Source organism: Paracoccus sp. SCN 68-21 (assembly GCF_001724535.1).
Taxonomy (GTDB): domain Bacteria; phylum Pseudomonadota; class Alphaproteobacteria; order Rhodobacterales; family Rhodobacteraceae; genus Paracoccus; species Paracoccus hibiscisoli.
Genome location: NZ_MEES01000029.1, coordinates 1 through 18,689 on the forward strand (window position 1 = coordinate 1; position 18,689 = coordinate 18,689).

The window sequence follows — 18,689 nt, forward strand, 5'->3', positions numbered from 1 at the left end:
AAGATCGACGGTGGCCGCCAGCCTCACCACCGGCCGCGCGCTGCGCTACGCCAAGGGCTCCGCCCGCGGTCTCCTACACCAAGCCTTGGGACACGGCCTCAGATGGCGACCGCGCCTGTTGGACCGCCTGCATCGGGCCGACTAGTTTTCGGCAAAAGGCGGGGAGTGTGGACGGGCTGCGTAAGGCATTTCATGACAAGGGTTTAGGACGCGGATTCCCGGCCGGAGGTCCCGCAGAAGAACACAGGACGATCGGCGCTCTGGTCTCAGGATCATCCCCGGGGGCCTGAAGGCCCGGCAGCGTGGTGCCACCCGGCGCGTCGGAGGCCGACCTTTCGGCAATCGCACCCTCCGCCGTCGTCATGGGTCTGGCGGTGGTCGGGAGAGGGCAGGCCCCTCAGACCGTCACGGCCAATGCCTGCTGGGTGCCCACGCCGAAGACGCGCTTGTAGCGGTCGATCTCGGCTGCGGGGCCGGTCGCCTTGGAGGGGTTGTCCGACAGCTTGACCGTGGGGCGCTCATCGGCGGCCACCGCCTTGCAGACCAGGCTGAAGGGCGCCAGCCCGTCGCCCGGCACCAGCCCGCGGAAATCGTTGGTCAACAGCGTGCCCCAACCAAAGCTGACCTTGACGCGGCCGTGGAACTGCCGGTGCAGGGCCAGGATCTTGTCCGCGTCCAGGCCGTCGGAAAAGATGATCAGCTTGGCCCGCGGGTCCTCGCCGCGCGACTGCCACCAGCGGATCGCGGTCTCGGCCCCCGTGGCCGGGTCGCCGCTGTCGATGCGGATGCCGGTCCAGCCCGCCAGCCAATCGGGCGCGCCCGCCAGGAACCCCTCGGTCCCGTAGGTGTCGGGCAGGATGATGCGCAGGTTGCCCTCATGCTCCTCGTGCCAGTCGGCCAGTACGTCATAAGGCGCCTGGCGCAGTGCCGCGTCGCCGTCCGCCAAGGCCGCGCGCACCATCGGCAATTCGTGCGCGTTGGTGCCGATCGCCTCGATGTCGCGGCGCTGCGCGATCAGGCAGTTCGAGGTGCCGGTGAAGCGGTCGCCCAACCCCTCGATCATGGCCTGCACGGCCCAGTCCTGCCACAGGAAGCTGTGGCGGCGGCGCGTGCCGAAATCGGCGATGCGCAGGTCGGGCAGGGCGCGCATGGCCTGGATCTTTTCCCACAGCCGCGTCATGGCGCGGGCGTACAGCACCTGCAGCTCGAACCGGCCCATGTCTTTCAGGACCGCGCGGGATCGCAGCTCCATCAGGATCGACAGGGCCGGGATCTCCCACAGCATCACCTGGGGCCAGGGGCCCTCGAAGGTCAGCTCATACTGGCCGTCGCGCTTGTCCAGGTGATAGGCGGGCAGGCGCAGCCCCTCCAGGAACTCCATGAAGTCGGGGCGGAACATCTGGCGCTTGCCATAGAAGGTGTTGCCGCGCAGCCAGGTGCTCTCTCCGCGCGTCAGGGACAGGGATCGCACGTGGTCCAGCTGTTCGCGCAGCTCTCCCTCGTCGATCAGGTCGGCCAGGCGGACATCCTTGCTGCGATTGATCAGACTGAAGGTGACGGTCGTGTCCGGGCTGTTGCGGAACACCGACTGGCACATCAGCAGCTTGTAGAAATCGGTGTCGATCAGCGACCGGACGATCGGGTCGATCTTCCATTTGTGGTTGTAAACGCGCGTGGCGATGTCGGCCATGACCGCTGATCCTTGACTATTTCGCCCTTGGTGCCCGGAACCTGCCGGGGGCGCAACCCTCAGGCCAGGGTGACGCCCGCGCGGGTCATCGCATCGCGCGCGGCGGTCAGGCTGCCGTCCAGGTCGATGGCGCGGCAGGCATCCTCCGCCACGCGGGCGCGGAACCCCAGACGGGCGGCGTCCATCGCGCTCCAGGCGACGCAGAAATCATGGGCCAGGCCTGCAAAGGTCAGATCGGTGATGCCCCGGTCGCGCAAATAGCCGGACAGGCCAGTGGCTGTGGTGCGGTCGTTCTCGAAGAACGCGGAATAGCTGTCGATGCCGGCCCGGAACCCCTTGCGCAGGATCAGGTCGGCCCGGTCGACGTCCAGATCGGGGTGGAACTGCGCGCCCGGCGTGCCGATGAAGCAATGCGCGGGCCACAGCACCTGCGTGCCATAGGGCATCTGCATCGTCGAAAAGGGCGAAGCACCCGCATGGTTGTCGGCAAAGCTGGCGTGATCGGCCGGGTGCCAGTCCTGCGTCAGGATCACCGCGCCTGCGTCCGGCATCATCGCGTTGATGGCGGCCACGATCTGATCGCCCCCCGCCACGGCCAGCCGCCCGCCGGGGCAGAAATCGACCTGCATGTCGATGACGATCAGGGCGTGGGACATGGCGCGGCCTTCCGGTTGGTTACGCCTTCTTAAACCTGCTCGCCCGGGCGGGCGTCAAGGCTGGCCGCAGGTCAGGTTTTGCCCTATGCCCCCGATGCGATTACACTGAACAAGAATAAGAGGTCACGATGGGCATCAAGGACGATCTGCATCACCCCGCAGCCTATGACGAGAACGAGGTGCCGACCCGGTCGGCCCGGCTGATCTGGGGGCTGCGCGCCTTGGGCCCGGTCATGGCGCTGATCGTCTGGTGGGCCCTGGGTGGCCAGGAGGGCCTGTCGCCCGACGCGCGGGTGGTTGCCGCCGTCGGCACGCTGATGGCGGTCTGGTGGATGACCGAGGCGATCCCGCTGTCGGCCACGGCGCTGCTGCCCATCGTGCTGATCCCCGCCCTGACCGAACGCACCGTGGCACAGGCGACCCAGCCCTATGCCTCGTCGATCGTGTTCCTGTTCCTGGGCGGCTTCCTGATCGCCATCGCGATGGAGAAATGGCACCTGCATACGCGCATCGCTCTGCTGACGCTGCGCAAAGTCGGTGTCGCGCCCAAGCGGATCGTGCTGGGCATGATGCTGGCCACCGGGTTCCTGTCGATGTGGGTGTCGAACACCGCGACCACGCTGATGATGCTGCCCATCGGGCTGTCGGTCCTGTCGCTGGTGGTCGAGCGCGGATCGCGCCAGGACGGCGCCGCCGGCGAAGAGGCGCTGAAGGGCGGCTCGACCATCACGGACGTCGTGCGCGACCCCAATATCAGCGCCTTCGGCGTCTGCCTGGTGCTGTCGATCGCATGGGCGGCCTCGATGGGGGGGCTGGGCACGCTGCTGGGCAGCCCACCCAATGCCATCGTCGCGGGCTATGCCGCGGACGAGCTGGGGCGCAATATCGGTTTTCTGGAATGGATGATGCTGGGCACGCCGCTGGCCTTTCTGTTCATCTTCATCGCGTGGTTTCTGATGACGCGGGTGCTGTACCGGTTCGACCTGCCCGAGATCCCCGGCGGCCAGCAGATGATCGAGGATCAGGTCCGCGACCTGGGCCCGCTGAGCCAGGGAGAGCGGATGGTCCTGATGGTGTTCCTGGGCGCGGCCTTCCTGTGGGTGGTGCCGGGGCTGCTGGTGTCTATCCCGGCGGTGGAGGCTGCGGCGCCCTGGCTGGGGAACCTGGACGACACGGCCATCGCCATCGGCGCGGGGCTGGTCATGTTCCTGCTGCCCGCGAAGGGGCGCGACCAGATGGTCCTGGACTGGAAGGATGCCGAACAGGGCCTGCCTTGGGGCGTGCTGCTGCTGTTCGGGGGCGGGCTGTCGCTGGCGGCGGCGGTGGCGTCGTCCGGGCTGGACAGCTGGTTCGGCCAGCAGGTCACGGGGCTGGGGTCGCTGCCCACGATCCTGCTGGTCGCGGCGGTGGTCACCATCATCCTGTTCCTGACCGAGGTGACGTCGAACACCGCCACGGCTGCGACCTTCATCCCGATCCTGGGCGGCGTGGCCCTGGGCATCGGGGCCGATCCGATGACGCTGCTGATCCCGGCGGCGCTGGCCGCAACCTGCGCCTTCATGCTGCCGGTGGGCACGCCGCCCAACGCCATTGTCTTTGGCACCGGCACCGTGACCATCGCGCAGATGGCCAAGGGCGGCGTGGTGCTGAACATCATCGGCATCCTGCTGATCACGGTCGTGACCTATCTGCTGGGTGGCATCGCCCTGGGCCTGGTATTCTGATCTTGCGCGACCGGGCGTGGCCGCGATAAGGCCACGCCCATGTCACCCCAGACCCCCATCACCGTCGCAGCCCTGTATCACTTTGCCCGCCTTCCCGATCCGGGCGCGCGGCAGGGGCCGCTGCTGGAGCTGTGCCGCGCGCAGGGCCTGTGCGGCACGCTGCTGTTGGCGCCCGAGGGGGTGAACGGCACCATCGCGGGTCCGCGCGCGGGCGTCCTGGCGGTGCTTGACCACATCCGCGCCTGGCCGGGCTTCGCGGGCCTGGACTGGAAGGAAAGCGCCGCCGACGCGCCCCCCTTTGCCCGCATGAAGGTCCGCCTGAAGGCCGAGATCGTGACCATGGGCCAGCCCGACATGGACCCGGCCACGACCACCGGCCATTACGTCGCGCCGCGCGACTGGAACGCGCTGATCGCCGCGCCCGACGTGGCCGTGATCGACACGCGCAACGATTACGAGGTCCAGATCGGCACCTTTCAGGGTGCCATCGACCCCGGCACCCGCAGCTTTCGCGACTTTCCGGCCTGGTGGCAGGGGAACGCCCATCGGTTCGAGGGCAAGCGCATCGCGATGTTCTGCACCGGTGGCATCCGCTGCGAGAAATCGACCAACTACCTGATCTCTCAGGGTGTCGATCAGGTCTATCACCTGCAGGGCGGTATCCTGAAATACCTGGAGGAGGTCCCCGAGGCCGACAGCGCCTGGCAGGGCGACTGCTTTGTCTTTGACCAGCGCGTCAGCCTGACCCACGGGCTGGCGCCGGGGCGGCACGGGCTGTGCCATGCCTGCCGCCGCCCCCTGGCCCCCGAGGACCGCGACCGCCCCGAATACGAGAAGGGCGTCAGCTGCCATCGCTGCGCCGAGGAATACGGCCCCGAGGATCGCGCCCGGTTCCGCGAAAGACAGCGCCAGATCTCGCGCGACGCCTGAGGCGCGCGGGGGTCAGCCCCGCACGCCGATCCCGCCCGCGGCGATGGCCGCCATGTTCAGGATGTCGCTGACCGTCGAATTGGTCGAGCAGATCTGGATGGGCCGCGCCACGCCCGTCAGGATCGGGCCGATCACGGTCGCGCCGGCCATCTCCTGCAGCAGCTTCACGGAAATCGACGCCGAATGCCGCGCGGGCACCACCAGCACATTGGCCGGCGCGGTCAGTCGGCTGAACGGATAGCGCGCGGCCGATTCCATGTTCAGCGCGACGTCCACGGTCATCTCGCCCTCGTATTCGAAATCGGCGCCGCGATCGTCCAGGACATGCGCGGCCTGCGCCATCTTGGTCGCGCGCTCGCTGACCGGATAGCCAAAGTTCGAAAACGACAGGAAGGCCACGCGCGGCTCCAGCCCCAGGCCGCGGGCCACGGCGGCGCCGCGGGTGGCGATATCGGCCAGATCCTCGGCCTCGGGCCATTCATGGACCAGCGTGTCGCCGATCAGCACGATGCGGCCCCGGTGCAGCACGGCAGTGATACCCACGGCCCCGTCCTGCGGGCGCACGTCAAAGACCTGCCCGATCTGGGCCAGCACCGGGGCGTTCTTGCGCGTGGCCCCGGTCACCAACCCGTCGCCATGCCCATGCGCCAGCATCAGCGCGGCAAAGATGTGGCGGTCGCGATTGGCCAGCTTGAACGCGTCCTCGCGGTCGACGCCCTTCCGTTGCAGGCGCTGATACAGAAATTCGTGATAGCTGTCCAAGTGGCGGGTGTTGGCGGCGTTCACGACGCTGATCTCGCGGAAGGCGTCGCCCATGCCCAGGGCCTCCAGCTCGGCCTTGACCTCGGCCTCGCGGCCCACGACCAGGGACTGGCCCATGCCGGTGCGCTGCCAGGCGACGGCGGCGCGCAGCACGCGCGGATCGTCGCCCTCGGCAAAGATCATCCGGGCCTGGGCCTGACGCGCGCGGGCATGCAGGCCCTGCAGGATCGCCGCCGTCGGGTCCATGCGGTTCTTCAGCGTCTGGACATAGCCGTCCATGTCGATGATCGGGCGCCGCGCGACGCCGGTGTCCATCCCGGCCTTGGCGACCGCGGGCGGGATCACGTGGATCAGCCGCGGATCGAAGGGCGTCGGGATGATGTAGTCGCGCCCGAACTGCAGCTTGCGGCCATAGGCGACGGCAACCTCATCGGGGACATCATCGCGCGCCAGTTTCGCCAGGGCCTCGGCGCAGGCGATCTTCATCTCGTCGTTGATGGCGCGGGCGTGGATGTCCAGCGCGCCGCGGAACAGATACGGGAACCCCAGGACGTTGTTCACCTGGTTGGGATAATCGCTGCGGCCCGTGGCCACGATCGCGTCGGGGCGCACGGCATGGGCGTCCTCGGGCGTGATTTCGGGGTCGGGGTTCGCCATGGCGAAGATCACCGGGCTGTCGGCCATGCTGGCGACCATGTCCTGGGTCACGGCACCCTTGGCGCTGACGCCCAGGAAGACGTCGGCGCCCTTCATGGCCTCCTCCAGCGTGCGGGCGGTGGTCACGACCGCATGGGCCGATTTCCACTGGTTCATGCCCTCGGTGCGGCCCTGATAGATCACGCCCTTGGTGTCGCACATGATGCAGTTGTCATGCCGCGCGCCCATCGACTTCAGCAGCTCCAGGCAGGCGATGCCCGCAGCACCCGCGCCGTTCAGCACGATCCGCACATCCTCGATCCGCTTGCCCGACAGCTCCAGCGCGTTCAGCAGGCCCGCGGCGCAGATGACTGCCGTGCCGTGCTGGTCGTCGTGGAAAACCGGGATGTCCATCAGCTCCTTCAGGCGCTGTTCGATGATGAAGCATTCCGGCGCCTTGATGTCCTCCAGGTTGATGCCCCCGAAGGTCGGGCCCATTAGCTTGACGGCATTGATGAATTCGTCGGCGTCCTCGGTGTCCAGCTCCAGGTCGATGGCGTTCACGTCCGCGAACCGCTTGAACAGCACCGCCTTGCCCTCCATCACCGGTTTGGAGGCCAGCGCGCCCAGATTGCCCATCCCCAGGATCGCCGTCCCGTTCGAGATCACCGCCACCATGTTGCCCTTGGTGGTGTAATCATAGGCGGTTTCCGGGCGGTCGGCGATGGCCTGCACCGGCACCGCGACGCCGGGCGAATAGGCCAGCGACAGGTCGCGCTGCGTGGTCATGGGGGTGGACGGGGTGATGTCGTATTTCCCCGGACGCGGCTCCATGTGATAGGCCAGCGCCTCCTCGGGGGTGATGCGGGTGCGGCTGGTCTTGTCGGTCATGGATGATCCCCCTTGCGTCGTCGGCCCTGCTTAGCCGGTTGATTCTGCTGGGGCAACGAACATGCGGGGGGCTTGCGCTAACATCGGACGCGGCGGGCGCTCAGATGGTGACCTTGACAAAGCTGTCGCGCAGGGCGGCGGACCAGGCGGCGCTCATCCGCGCGAAATCGGGGTCGCCGTCCAGGATGCGGCGGCGGGTGGTGACCGCGCAGGCATCCGTCTCGATCACCGCCAGGTCCAGCGGCATGCCGACGGACAGGTTCGACCGCAGCGTCGAATCCATCGACAGCAGCACCGCCTTTTGCGCGTCTGACAGGCTGGTGGCGGGAGTGACGACGCGGTCCAGGATCGGCTTGCCGTATTTATGCTCTCCGATCTGCAGGAAGGGGGTGTCCTCGGTCGCCTCGATGAAGTTGCCCTCGGGATAGATCAGGAACAGGCGCATGTCGCCGCCCTTGCGCTGACCGGCGACGATCATGCTGGCGGATGCCTGCTGTTTCAGGTCGCGGCACTGGTCGGCGATCTCGCGCCGGGTGCGGCACAGGGTGTCGCCGATGATCGTGGCCACCCGCAGCATGGTCGGCGCCTTGAGGATCGAGGTCGTCTCATCGGCCAGATCATCCTCGATCGCCTCCTCCAGGCGGGCGATGGTGGTCTGGGTGACCGACAGCGACCCGGCGGTCATGATGGCGATGATCCGTTCGCCCGGCGCCTCGAAGAAGAACATCTTGCGATAGCACGAGATGTTGTCCAGCCCCGCATTGGTGCGCGTGTCCGACAGCAGCACAAGGCCCGCATCCAGCTTCAGTCCGACGCAATAGGTCACCGGCAATCTTCCTGTTCCGTTCCGGCAGGCAGACTAGGACTGCACCGCGGAGGCTGCAATCTCTCGTTTCCGACAGTTTTCACCGTTGCCGGGTTTGGTGGCAGGGGACGGCCTGTCATCAAACTGTGGGTCGCCAAGGCGGGTGAAATCGCACATCGTGCAAATTCCACCACCAAGGGATGAACGCGCATGACCAAGACCTTTACCCTGACCCGCCGGGGATTCCTGTCCTCGGGTGCCGCCGGACTGACGCTGGCGGTGCTGCACCCCTATTCGGCGCGGGCCGAGGCGGGGCAGGCCCATCTGCGCATCATGGAGACCACCGACCTGCATGTGCATGTCTGGCCCTATGACTATTACGCCGACCGCGCGCAGGACACGGTCGGCCTGTCGCGCACCGCCGCCCTGGTCGAGGGCGTGCGCGCCGAGGCCACCAACAGCCTGCTGCTGGACAATGGCGATTTCCTGCAGGGCAACCCGATGGGCGATTACATCGCCTATGAACGCGGCATGCCCGAGGGCGCGACCCATCCGGTCATCGACGCGATGAACGCCCTGGGATTCGACGGCGGCTGTCTGGGCAATCACGAATTCAACTATGGGCTGGAGTTTCTGGGCGCCAGCCTGGCCGGAACGGGCTATCCGGTGGTCTGCGCCAATGTCGTGACCGAGGCGGGCGCGACCCCCGATCAGGACCGCACCCTGGTGCCGCCCTATGCCATCCTGGAGCGCGAGCTGGTGGACGGCGCGGGCGAGGCCCATCCGATCCGCATCGGCATCATCGGCTTTGTGCCGCCCACCATCATGCAATGGGACCGCGCCCATCTGGAGGGCCGCGTGACCACCCGCGACATCGTCGAGGCCGCGCAGGCCTGGGTGCCCGTCATGCGCGCCGAGGGCTGCGATCTGGTCATCGCGCTGGCCCATAGCGGCATCGGCGGCATGACCGCCGAGCCGGGGATGGAGAACGCGGCCATCCCGCTGGCGGGCATCGACGGCATCGACGTGGTCCTGACCGGCCATTCGCACGCCGTCTTTCCCGGCCCCGATTACGAGGGGGTCGAGGGCGTGGACGTGGCCGCAGGCACCATCGGCGGCAAGCCCGGCGTGATGGCGGGGTTCTGGGGGTCGCATATGGGGCTGGTCGATCTGCTGATGCAGCGGCAGGGCGACCGTTGGGTCGTGGCCAGCCACCAGGTCGAGGCGCGCCCCATCTATGCCCGCGACGACGAGGGCACCGTCAGCCCCCTGGTCGAGAGCGTCGCCGCCATCGAGCAGGCCACCGCGACCCAGCATCAGGAGACGCTGGACTATGTCCGTCGCGCCGTGGGCCAGACCAGCGCGCCGCTCTACAGCTATTTCGCGATGGTGGCGGATGATCCGTCGGTCCAGATCGTGTCGAACGCCCAAAGCTGGTACATCGCGCAGATGCTGGCGGGAACCGAGCATGAGGGCCTGCCCATCCTGTCTGCCGCAGCCCCTTCAAGGCGGGCGGTCGGGGCGGCCCGGATTACTTTACCGACGTGCCCGCGGGCGACATCGCCATCCGCAACGTTGCGGACCTGTATCTGTACCCCAACACCATCCGCGCCGTGCGCATCACCGGGGCGCAGGTCAAGGATTGGCTGGAGCGCAGCGCCGGCGCCTTCAACCGGATCGAACCGGGGCAGGCGGATCAGCCGCTGCTGAACCCGGATTTCCGCAGCTATAATTTCGACGTGATCGACGGGGTGACCTATCGGATCGACCTGTCGCAGCCGTCACGCTTCGACGGTGACGGGGCGCTGGCCGATGCGGATGCGCATCGGATCGTGGATCTGGCGATCGACGGCCAGCCCATCGACCCGGAGGCCGAGTTCATCGTGGCCACGAACAACTACCGCGCCTCGGGCGGGGGGTCGTTTCCGGGCGCGGATGGCAGCACTATCGTGTTCGAGGGGCCCGACACCAACCGCGACGTGATCGTGCGCTTTATCGTCGAACAGGGCACAATCGACCCCGCAGCGGACGGCAACTGGTCCTTTGTCCCGCAGGAGGGCGCGACGGTGCTGTTCGAGACGGGGCCGGGTGCCGCGACCTATGCCGATGCCGTGACCGCCCTGACGCTGGAGCCCGCCGGAGAGACGGGCGACGGCTTTGTCCGCTATCGGATCACGCTGTGAGGTCGGGGGCCGGGGGGCTTCCCCCGGCCTTCCGCAGGGCTATTGGGCGATCTCCTCGACCCTGACCATGACATCCATGTCCTCGGCGCCCGTGCCCAGGGCCACGCCGCGGATCGGGGCGGCGTCATGCGCATCCAGCCCCGAGCCAAGCCGCACATAGCGGTCATCCGGACAGCAGCGGTTGGCCGCGTCGAAGCCGACCCATCCCAGCCCCTCGACCATGATCTCGGCCCAGGCATGGGCGGCGTCATGGGCCTGCCCGTCGATGGTCGAATGCAGATAGCCCGACACATAGCGCGCAGGCAGGCCGCGCAGGCGGGCCAGCGCGGTCAGGGCATGGGTGTGGTCCTGGCAGACCCCCTCTCCCTGGGCCAGGGCCTCGGCGGCGGTGGTGGCGTTGTCGGTCACGCCGGGGCGGAACGCGATACGGTCGCTGATCGCGGCCGACAGCTGATGCGCCAGATCCAGGCCGTCGGTCCCGGTGACCGAACCCGCCAGCTCGCGCAGCGCCCGGTCGGGTTTGGTGACGGGGCTGTCGCGCAGATAGGTCAGCGGGTTGATCATCTCGCGGTGGCCGCGCAGGACGCCCGCCATGTCGCGGGTGTCGATGCGGCCGCTGATGCGGACCGTGACGTGATCGACCGGGCCGCGCACGGTCCAGCCCTCGATCCAGTCGCCCGCGCCGTCGCGAAATCCCGGACCCCGGATGCCGCCCGACACGTCGATCTGCCAGTCATGGGTCTTTTGCCCCTCGAAGACCGAGGGGGTCAGGCGCAGGCTCTGCACCAGGTTCCGGATCGGCTGGTCATAGCGATAGACCGTCTCGTGAGAGATCTTGAGCTTCATGATCTAGACGCCTCCCAGCAGGTAGTCCTGATGGACCAAGTTCGAGATGGTGGAGAGTTCCTGGATGAACCAGCTGAGGAATTCGTGCAGCCCCTCGTCAAAGATCATCTCGATGTCGCGGGCCTGCAGGGCGGCCAGCACCTCGCGCGCCTTGTCGCGGGCGCTGGTGGGCACCCCGTCGCCATAGCGGCGCGCCAGACCCTCCAGGTGCCACACGGTTTCATACAGCGAGGTGATCAGCGCGCGCGGGCTTTCCCCGTTCAGGATCAGGAAATCGGCCACCTGACCGGCGGTGATGTCGCCGCCATAGGCCCAGTGATAGGCCCTGTGCGCCGACAGCGCCCGCAGGATCACCTGCCACTGATAGGTGTCCAGCCCAGATCCCACGAACTCGATCCGGGGCAGCAGGACGAAATACTTGACGTCCAGCAGGCGGGCGGTCGCGTCGGCCCGCTCCAGCCCGTATCCCAGGTTCATGAAATGCCAGCCGTCGTTGCGCAGTTGCGTCGCGTTGATCGCGCCGCGCACGGTCGAGGTGTGGCTGGTGGTGAAATCGGTCAGGGATGCGGTGTCCAGCTTGGCGCGGGGCAAGCGCTCGATCTTGCGCAGCTCCTGGTAGGACACGTTCAGCGCGTCCCAGACCTGGCTGGTCAGGGCGGTGCGGACGATGCGCCCGGCCTCGCGCGCCTTCTCTAGGCAGCTGGCCACGGATGAGGGGTTGGCGCGGTCGAAAAAGATGAACTCCTCTATGTTCTCCTGGGTGATCGCGCCGTATTTCTCGGCAAACATGTCCGAGCTGCCCGAGGCCTGCAGCAGCGAATTCCATTCGTTCTGATACCCCAGCTCGGTGTTGGGCAGCAGCGTGATGCGCTGGCCCACATCCAGCAGGCGGGCGGCGGTTTCGGCGCGTTCCAGATGGCGGCCCATCCAGAACAGGTTGGACGCGGTGCGGCTGAGCATAGTCGTTCCCCCTCTCATTCCGACAGGACCCAGGTGTCCTTGACACCCCCGCCCTGTGACGAGTTCACGACCAGCGACCCCTCGCGCAGCGCCACGCGGGTCAAGCCCCCCGGCACCAGCTCGATCCGGTCGCCGCAGAGGCAATAGGGGCGCAGGTCCACATGGCGCGGCGCAATGCCCTCCTCGACGAAGGTCGGGCAGGTCGACAAGGCCAGCGTGGGCTGGGCGATATAGTTCGACGGATTGGCCTGGATCTTGGCGCGGAAGGCCTCGATCTCCTCCTTGGTGGATTTCGGGCCGACCAGCATGCCATAGCCGCCCGATCCGTGGACCTCCTTGACGACCAGATCGCCAAGGTTCTCCATGACATAGCGGTAATCGTCATCCTTCCACAGCGTCCAGGTCTGGACGTTGTTCAGGATCGGCTCCTCTCCCAGATAGAAGCGGATCATCTCGGGGACAAAGGTATAGATCGCCTTGTCATCGGCCACGCCCGCGCCCGGTGCCGAACAGATCGACACCCCGCCCGACCGATAGACATCCATCAGCCCCGGAATGCCCAGCATCGAATCGGGGCGGAAGCACAGCGGGTCCAGATAGGGGTCGTCGATCCGGCGATAGATCACGTCCACGCGCTTTGGGCCGGTGGTGGTGCGCATATAGCAGAACTCGCCATCGACGAACAGATCCTGCCCCTCGACCAGCTCGACCCCCATCAGGTTGGCCAGAAAGCTGTGCTCGTAATAGGCGCTGTTGTAATGGCCCGGCGTCAGGATCACGCAGGTCGGGCGGTCGTTGCATTTCGCAGGCGCCACCGATTCCAGCGTGCGGCGCAGAAGGTCGGGATATTGGTCCACCGGCTCGATCCGGTTGCCGCGGAACAGCTGCGGGAACATGCGCATCATGATCTCGCGGTTTTCCAGCATATAGCTGACGCCGGACGGCGTGCGGCAGTTGTCCTCAAGGACATAGAACTCGTCCTTGGCGGTGCGGACCAGGTCGATGCCGATGATGTGGGAATAGATGCCGCGGGGCGGCACGACGCCGACCACGGCCTTTTCATAGGCCTCGTTCTGATAGACCAGGCGGGCCGGGATGCGGCCCGCGCGGATGATCTCTCCACGGCCATAGACGTCGCGCAGGAACGCGTTCAGCGCCCGGGCGCGCTGTTTGATGCCCCGCTCCAGCTTGCGCCACTCGGCCTGCTCGAAGACGCGGGGCATCATGTCGAAGGGGATCAGCCGGTCCGGATCGCCGCCCTCGCCATAGACGGCAAAGGTGATGCCGATGCGGCGGAACAGCGCCTCGGCCTCGGCCTGCTTCATCTGGCGGAAATCGTCGGGCATGGTCTCGACCCAGTCCCGCAGCCGGGCATAGGGGTCGCGAACGCGGTCGCCTTCGAACATCTCGTTGTAATAACTCATTATCCCCCCAATGTACTAACGCACCGTTCGCCCGGGCTGTTCTGTGATCCTGATGATCCGCGCCCGGTTCCACGATGTCCACAGAAGAACCGGGGCCGTTGCCCAATAGTTCCGCATCACCCCCGCAGGGGCCACGCCGACCCGGGCAATCCGCACGCCGGTTGCGCGATTCCTGGGCAGATCAGGTCAGTTCGACCGCCAAAGCCGTGCCTTCGCCGCCACCGATGCAAATGGCCGCGACGCCGCGCCGCAGCCCGCGCGCCTGCAGCGCATGGATCAGCGTCACGATGATGCGCGCCCCCGATGCGCCGATCGGGTGGCCCAGGGCGCAGGCGCCGCCATTCACATTGACGCGGTCATGGGACAGGCTCATCCGCGCCATGAAGGCCATTGGCACGACGGCAAAGGCCTCGTTCACCTCCCACAGATCGACGCTGTCCCTGTCCCACCCGATCCGCGCCAGCAGCTTTTCGGCGGTCGGGACGGGGGCGGTCGGGAACTGGCCCGGCGCCTGCGCGTGGCTGGCATAGCCCACGATGCGCGCCAGCGCGCCTTCGGCCCGCGTCCCCAGCACCAGCGCCGCCGCCCCGTCCGAGATGCTGGAGCTGTTGGCCGCCGTCACCGTGCCATCCGCGCGAAAGGCCGGTTTCAGCAGCGGGATCTTGTCGGGGCGGGCCAGGCCGGGCTGTTCGTCGGTCTCGACAATGGTGACCTTGCCGCGCGCGGGCACGGTGACCGGCGCAATCTCGGTGGCAAAGGCGCCGCTGGCGATGGCCTCCTGCGCGCGGGTCAGGCTGGTCAGGGCATAGTCGTCCTGCGCCTGCCGCGAGAACGCGAATTCGGCCGCGCAATCCTCGGCGAAGGTGCCCATCAGGCGGCCCTTGTCATAGGCGTCCTCCAGCCCGTCCAGGAACATGTGGTCCAGCGCCTGCGCATGGCCCAACCGCGCGCCCGCCCGCATCCGGGGCAGCAGATAGGGGGCGTTCGACATGCTCTCCATGCCGCCCGCGACCACGAGATCGGCGCTGCCCGCCAGGATCATGTCGGCACCCATCATCGCGGCCTGCATCCCCGATCCGCACATCTTGTTCAGCGTGGTGGCGGGCACCTCTTGGCCCAGCCCGCCCGCGAAGCCGGCTTGGCGGGCGGGCGCTTGGCCCTGACCGGCAGGCAGCACGCAGCCCATGAACAGCGCGTCCGGCTGGGGTTGTCCGGCCCGCGCCAGGGCTGCGGCGATGGCCGCGCCGCCCAGATCGGCCGCCGCGACGCCCGACAGCGCGCCCATCAGCCCGCCCATCGGCGTGCGCGCGGCGCCCAGCACATAGATGTTTCGATTTGTCATGATCTTCCCCCCTGACGGTCCTGCCCTGCGCTTACCGGATCGTAACCTTTTGGGTCTAGTCAAGGGTGCAGGAACGCAAGGAAGGCCTGATCATGCAGTTCATCGTCGAGGATGCCGAATCCCATCTGAACATCAAGGTGACGGAATCGCGGATCGACGCGGCCATTGCGACCCTGTTCAAGGACAAGCTGCGCGAGATCGTGGTCAAGAACCGCAAATCGGTTCACCTGGACATGGGGTCGGTGGATTTCATGGACAGCTCCGGGCTGGGGGCCATGATCGCGGTCCGCAAAAGCCTGCCCGAAAATCTTGCGCTGGTGCTGCTGGCGCTGACGCCCAATGTCGAACGGGTGTTCCGACTGACGCGGATGGACAGCGTCTTCGACATCCAGCCCCTCACCGCTCAGAAGGAGCCACGTGAATGACACCCACCGAACGGTCCGATCCGGGAATCGGGAACCGCGCCGCGACGCTGACCCAGCCGATGTTCCACCGCGTGCTGAACGCGCATCCGCTGACCGTGCGCGACACCCTGCAGGATGTCCGCCACCGCTTTCGCGGAGAGGTCAGCGACGACACCCTGGGCCGGCTGGAGCTGGTCCTGGCCGAGGTGATGAACAACGTCGCCGAACACGCGCCCCTGGGGCAGGCCGCCCCCGGGCCGGGGCCCCTGCCGGTGATCCACCTGTGCATCGTGCGCCACAATTCCGGGCTGGCCTGCGCGCTGACCGATGACGGCGTGTCGCTGCCCGATGACTGCCTGCTGCCCCGCAGCCTGCCGGACATGGTCGCGGACGATCTGCCCGAGGGCGGCTTCGGCTGGTTCCTGATCCAGGACCTGACGCAGGCGCTGTGCTACTACCGCGAGGAAAGCCGCAACTATCTGGCCTTCAGCATCCCCTTTGCCCAACTGGAGGCCAGCTGAGCGTCAGTTGACCAGCCCGACCAGATGGTACCTGCCATCCTGAAAGGCCGTGAACATGTCGCCCACCTCCGGGTGGTCCAGCGGCTCGCCCGAGGCGTCCGGCTCCAGGTTCTGTTCCGAGACATAGGCCACGTAATAGGTGGCCTCGGTCTCGGCGAACAGGTGATAGAAGGGCTGGTCCCGGTCGGGGCGCGAACCCTCTGGGATCGATTCGTACCATTCCTCGGTATTGGCGAATTCCGGATCGACGTCGAAGATCACCCCGCGGAACGGGCGCGTGCGGTGCCGGACGACCTGGCCCAGGCTGTATTTCGCGTGGCGGCTCTGGGCCTGCATCCGGGGGGGTTCCATCTGTCCATCCGCGATCATTCGGAAATAAGCGCGCGTTCTAACGCGCCACGGTGATTCTGTCCACCGGATGCCCGAAAGCTGCGCGCGACCCTAGTCGACGCGCATCAGGTGGCGGCCGCTGTCGGTCAGCAGATGGACGGCGCCCTGCTCGATCACCGCGGCCGACAGGGGGCGCCCATAGGCCGCTCCGCCATCCAGGTTCAGGCGGTTGCGATACAGCCTCGGCGCCTCCAGCGCGGTGTGGCCATGCACGACAAGCGTGCCGTGATCGGCGTCGCTGTCCAGGAACCCCTGCCGGATCCAGACCAGATCGCCCTCGGCCTGGTTCTGCAGATCCACCCCCGGCCGGACGCCCGCATGAACCACCAGCGCCAGCGGATGCAGATACCACAGCGGCAGCGCCGCCAGAAAGCGCGCGTGATCCGCAGGCACCGCCGCCCGCGCGTCGCGCAGTAGCGCATCGCGCGGCTGATCCGGGTCCACCCCATAGGACCGCAGCGTGGCCGCGGCCCCCAGACCCGGATGATCCACCCAATGCTGACCCGAGGACAGGCCGGGGTCGATCCAGTCCGGGCTGTTCAGGAATGCCGGCAGAAAGCGGTCGTGATTGCCGCGGGTCACGATCCAGGGCCGCCCGGCGCGCTGTCCCTGCATCAGATGCTCGACCACGCCGCGCGAATCGGGGCCGCGGTCGATCAGGTCGCCGACATGGGCGATGACCGCGTCAGGGCCTCCGTCGTCAAAGATCCGCTGATGCGCAGCCTTGAGCAGGTCCAGCTGTCCGTGAATGTCGCCGATCGCATAAAGTCGCATCTGTCCCCTGACCGTGGCGCGCGGCAGGCAGGCCGCACGCCCCATGGCTAGGGGCGTGCGGGGCCAAGGTCAAACCTCGAATTGCAGGCGGCGGGCCTGAAGGAACTTGCCGGTGTTCTGCAGCGTGGCCAGGGCCTCGTCGCTTATCGCCTCGTCCAGGTACAGGATCGCGATGGCATCCGCGCCATTGGCGGACCGCCCCAGGGTAAAGTTCGCGATGTTCACGCCCAGATCGCCCAGGGTCATGCCCAGAGCGCCGATCACGCCCGGCACGTCCTTGTTGCGGGTATACAGCATGTGGTGGCCGACCTCGGCATCGACATTGATCCCGCGGATCTGAATAAAGCGCGGCTTGCCGTCGCTGAACACGGTGCCTGCGATAGACCGCTCGCGCGTCTCGGTCACGCAGGTGACCTTGACGTAACCCTCAAAGGCGCCGGCCTTGTCCTGCTTAGTCGTCGACACCTGCACGCCGCGCTCCTTGGCCATGACCGGCGCGGAGACCATGTTCACGTCCGGGTTGCCCGCCTTCATCACGCCCGCGATCACCGCCGCGTTCAGCGCGTTCAGGTTCATTTCCGACACGACGCCGTCATACAGCACATTGATCGCTTTGATTGGCTCATCGGTCATCTGGCCCACAAAGGCGCCCAGATGCGATGCCAGCTTGATCCACGGCCCCATCACGGCGGCCTCCTCGGCGGTGACGGACGGCATGTTCAGCGCATTCTGAACCGCGCCCGACAGCAGGTAATCCGACATCTGTTCGGCCACCTGCAGGGCGACGTTCTCCTGCGCCTCGGTGGTGGCGGCGCCCAGGTGGGGCGTCACGACGACGTTGGGCAGGTTGAACAGTGGGCTGTCCGTCGCGGGCTCGACCGCAAACACGTCGAACGCCGCACCGGCCACGCGGCCATCCTTCAGCGCCTCGGCCAGCGCCTCCTCGTCCACCAGGCCGCCGCGGGCGCAGTTGATGATCCGCACGCCCTTCTTCAGCTTGGCGATCGCCTCACGCGACAGGATGTTCTTCGTCTTCTCGGTCAGCGGCACGTGGAAGGTGATGAAATCGGCCCGTCCCAGCAGATCGTCCAACTCGACCTTGGTGACGCCCAGCTCCTTGGCGCGGTCCTCGGACAGGAAGGGGTCATAGGCCAGCACCTTCATGTGCAGGCCCAGGGCGCGGTCGATCACGATCCCGCCGATATTGCCCGCGCCGATCACGCCCAGGGTCTTGTTGAACAGCTCGACCCCCATGAAGCGGTTCTTTTCCCATTTCCCGGCATGGGTGCTGACGCTGGCCTCGGGCAGCTGGCGGGCGACCGCGAACATCATCGCGATGGCATGCTCGGCGGTGGTGACGCTGTTGCCAAACGGCGTGTTCATCACGATCACGCCCTTCTTGCTGGCGGCGGGGATGTCGACATTGTCGACCCCGATGCCCGCGCGACCGATCACCTTCAGGTTGGTGGCGGCCTCCAGCAGCTTGTCGGTCACCTTGGTGGCCGACCGGATGGCCAGCCCGTCATACTGCCCGATGATCTCGGCCAGCTTTTCCTTGTCCTTGCCCAGATCGGGAAGGTAATCCACCTCGACCCCGCGATCGCGGAAGATCTGGACGGCGGTTTCCGACAGCTTGTCGGACACGAGAACCTTCGGCATGTCATTCGTCCTTGCAAGGGCATCGGGGCCAGGCCTCGCCGACGCCACGTTTCTTCTTCAGGAAAATATCCCGGGGGTCCGGGGGCTGGCCC

The 18,689-nt window shown here is 67.1% G+C and carries 15 protein-coding genes and 1 pseudogene; 5 read left to right on the forward strand and 11 right to left on the reverse strand.

The window, feature by feature from the left end:
* Positions 1-397: 397 nt before the first annotated feature.
* Together pncB and pncA are read right to left on the reverse strand one after the other, a co-directional pair.
* Positions 398-1,690 carry a nicotinate phosphoribosyltransferase gene (gene pncB, locus ABS73_RS10230; RefSeq protein ID WP_277023650.1) on the reverse strand — a complete coding sequence of 431 codons (1,293 nt, stop codon included), beginning with the start codon at positions 1,688-1,690 and terminating at the stop codon, positions 398-400.
* 59 nt (positions 1,691-1,749) lie between these two features.
* Complete coding sequence (gene pncA, locus ABS73_RS10235; protein ID WP_277023648.1) at positions 1,750-2,346, reverse strand: bifunctional nicotinamidase/pyrazinamidase; 597 nt, start codon at positions 2,344-2,346, stop codon at positions 1,750-1,752.
* Between the two features lie 128 nt (positions 2,347-2,474).
* Between pncA and ABS73_RS10240 the strand changes: the two genes are divergently transcribed.
* Together ABS73_RS10240 and trhO are read left to right on the forward strand one after the other, a co-directional pair.
* Entirely contained in the window at positions 2,475-4,070 is a 1,596-nt protein-coding gene (locus ABS73_RS10240) for an SLC13 family permease (RefSeq protein ID WP_277023646.1), read from the forward strand.
* A 39-nt stretch (positions 4,071-4,109) separates the two neighbouring features.
* Entirely contained in the window at positions 4,110-5,000 is an 891-nt protein-coding gene (gene trhO / locus ABS73_RS10245; RefSeq protein ID WP_277023645.1) for an oxygen-dependent tRNA uridine(34) hydroxylase TrhO, read from the forward strand.
* Positions 5,001-5,012: 12 nt separating this feature from the next.
* Here trhO and ABS73_RS10250 read toward each other — a convergent pair whose 3' ends face one another.
* Together ABS73_RS10250 and ABS73_RS10255 are read right to left on the reverse strand one after the other, a co-directional pair.
* The gene (locus ABS73_RS10250; RefSeq protein ID WP_277023643.1) at positions 5,013-7,289 is read right to left on the reverse strand and encodes an NADP-dependent malic enzyme; all 2,277 of its coding nucleotides are present in this window, start codon (positions 7,287-7,289) and stop codon (positions 5,013-5,015) included.
* 100 nt (positions 7,290-7,389) lie between these two features.
* Complete coding sequence (locus ABS73_RS10255) at positions 7,390-8,115, reverse strand: proteasome-type protease (RefSeq protein WP_136856160.1); 726 nt, start codon at positions 8,113-8,115, stop codon at positions 7,390-7,392.
* A 189-nt stretch (positions 8,116-8,304) separates the two neighbouring features.
* On the opposite strand from ABS73_RS10255, the pseudogene ABS73_RS10260 reads away from it, so the two are divergent.
* A pseudogene (locus ABS73_RS10260) lies at positions 8,305-10,277 on the forward strand (bifunctional 2',3'-cyclic-nucleotide 2'-phosphodiesterase/3'-nucleotidase).
* 39 nt (positions 10,278-10,316) lie between these two features.
* Here ABS73_RS10260 and ABS73_RS10265 read toward each other — a convergent pair.
* From ABS73_RS10265 to ABS73_RS10280, 4 genes are all read right to left on the reverse strand, one after another.
* On the reverse strand, positions 10,317-11,123 hold the full coding sequence (locus ABS73_RS10265) for a transglutaminase family protein (RefSeq protein ID WP_277023640.1): 807 nt from the start codon (positions 11,121-11,123) through the stop codon (positions 10,317-10,319).
* 3 nt (positions 11,124-11,126) lie between these two features.
* On the reverse strand, positions 11,127-12,083 hold the full coding sequence (locus ABS73_RS10270; protein ID WP_136856163.1) for an alpha-E domain-containing protein: 957 nt from the start codon (positions 12,081-12,083) through the stop codon (positions 11,127-11,129).
* Positions 12,084-12,097: 14 nt separating this feature from the next.
* Positions 12,098-13,507 (reverse strand): circularly permuted type 2 ATP-grasp protein, encoded by a 1,410-nt coding sequence (locus ABS73_RS10275; protein ID WP_409596547.1) that lies wholly within the window; start codon positions 13,505-13,507, stop codon positions 12,098-12,100.
* 181 nt (positions 13,508-13,688) lie between these two features.
* Positions 13,689-14,849, reverse strand: coding sequence for an acetyl-CoA C-acyltransferase (locus tag ABS73_RS10280; protein ID WP_277023638.1), 1,161 nt, complete (start codon positions 14,847-14,849; stop codon positions 13,689-13,691).
* 65 nt (positions 14,850-14,914) lie between these two features.
* Here ABS73_RS10280 and ABS73_RS10285 point away from each other — a divergent pair, with 65 nt between their 5' ends.
* The gene (locus tag ABS73_RS10285; protein ID WP_286693448.1) at positions 14,915-15,274 is read left to right on the forward strand and encodes an STAS domain-containing protein; all 360 of its coding nucleotides are present in this window, start codon (positions 14,915-14,917) and stop codon (positions 15,272-15,274) included.
* Positions 15,271-15,774, forward strand: a complete 504-nt coding sequence (locus ABS73_RS10290) for an ATP-binding protein (protein ID WP_277023635.1) — start codon at positions 15,271-15,273, stop codon at positions 15,772-15,774. Before ABS73_RS10285 ends, ABS73_RS10290 begins: the two co-directional genes overlap by 4 nt.
* A 3-nt stretch (positions 15,775-15,777) precedes the next feature.
* Here ABS73_RS10290 and hspQ read toward each other — a convergent pair whose 3' ends face one another.
* The 3 genes from hspQ to serA form a co-directional block, all read right to left on the reverse strand.
* Positions 15,778-16,125, reverse strand: a complete 348-nt coding sequence (gene hspQ / locus ABS73_RS10295) for a heat shock protein HspQ (RefSeq protein ID WP_423805192.1) — start codon at positions 16,123-16,125, stop codon at positions 15,778-15,780.
* A 90-nt stretch (positions 16,126-16,215) separates the two neighbouring features.
* Positions 16,216-16,938, reverse strand: a complete 723-nt coding sequence (locus ABS73_RS10300) for a metallophosphoesterase (RefSeq protein WP_277023633.1) — start codon at positions 16,936-16,938, stop codon at positions 16,216-16,218.
* 69 nt (positions 16,939-17,007) lie between these two features.
* Positions 17,008-18,597, reverse strand: coding sequence for a phosphoglycerate dehydrogenase (gene serA, locus ABS73_RS10305; protein WP_277023631.1), 1,590 nt, complete (start codon positions 18,595-18,597; stop codon positions 17,008-17,010).
* Between the last annotated feature and the right edge of the window lie 92 nt (positions 18,598-18,689).

Bases quoted from the DNA above. Each gene is read 5' to 3' on its own strand.
- ABS73_RS10275 (WP_409596547.1), bottom strand. From the start codon at position 13,507: ATGAGTTATTACAACGAGATGTTCGAAGGCGACCGCGTTCGCGACCCC.
- ABS73_RS10290 (WP_277023635.1), top strand. From the start codon at position 15,271: ATGACACCCACCGAACGGTCCGATCCGGGAATCGGGAACCGCGCCGCG.
- pncA (WP_277023648.1), bottom strand. From the start codon at position 2,346: ATGTCCCACGCCCTGATCGTCATCGACATGCAGGTCGATTTCTGCCCC.
- serA (WP_277023631.1), bottom strand. From the start codon at position 18,597: ATGCCGAAGGTTCTCGTGTCCGACAAGCTGTCGGAAACCGCCGTCCAG.
- ABS73_RS10250 (WP_277023643.1), bottom strand. From the start codon at position 7,289: ATGACCGACAAGACCAGCCGCACCCGCATCACCCCCGAGGAGGCGCTG.
- ABS73_RS10240 (WP_277023646.1), top strand. From the start codon at position 2,475: ATGGGCATCAAGGACGATCTGCATCACCCCGCAGCCTATGACGAGAAC.
- pncB (WP_277023650.1), bottom strand. From the start codon at position 1,690: ATGGCCGACATCGCCACGCGCGTTTACAACCACAAATGGAAGATCGAC.
- hspQ (WP_423805192.1), bottom strand. From the start codon at position 16,125: ATGGAACCCCCCCGGATGCAGGCCCAGAGCCGCCACGCGAAATACAGC.
- ABS73_RS10300 (WP_277023633.1), bottom strand. From the start codon at position 16,938: ATGCGACTTTATGCGATCGGCGACATTCACGGACAGCTGGACCTGCTC.
- ABS73_RS10270 (WP_136856163.1), bottom strand. From the start codon at position 12,083: ATGCTCAGCCGCACCGCGTCCAACCTGTTCTGGATGGGCCGCCATCTG.
- ABS73_RS10265 (WP_277023640.1), bottom strand. From the start codon at position 11,123: ATGAAGCTCAAGATCTCTCACGAGACGGTCTATCGCTATGACCAGCCG.
- ABS73_RS10280 (WP_277023638.1), bottom strand. From the start codon at position 14,849: ATGACAAATCGAAACATCTATGTGCTGGGCGCCGCGCGCACGCCGATG.
- trhO (WP_277023645.1), top strand. From the start codon at position 4,110: ATGTCACCCCAGACCCCCATCACCGTCGCAGCCCTGTATCACTTTGCC.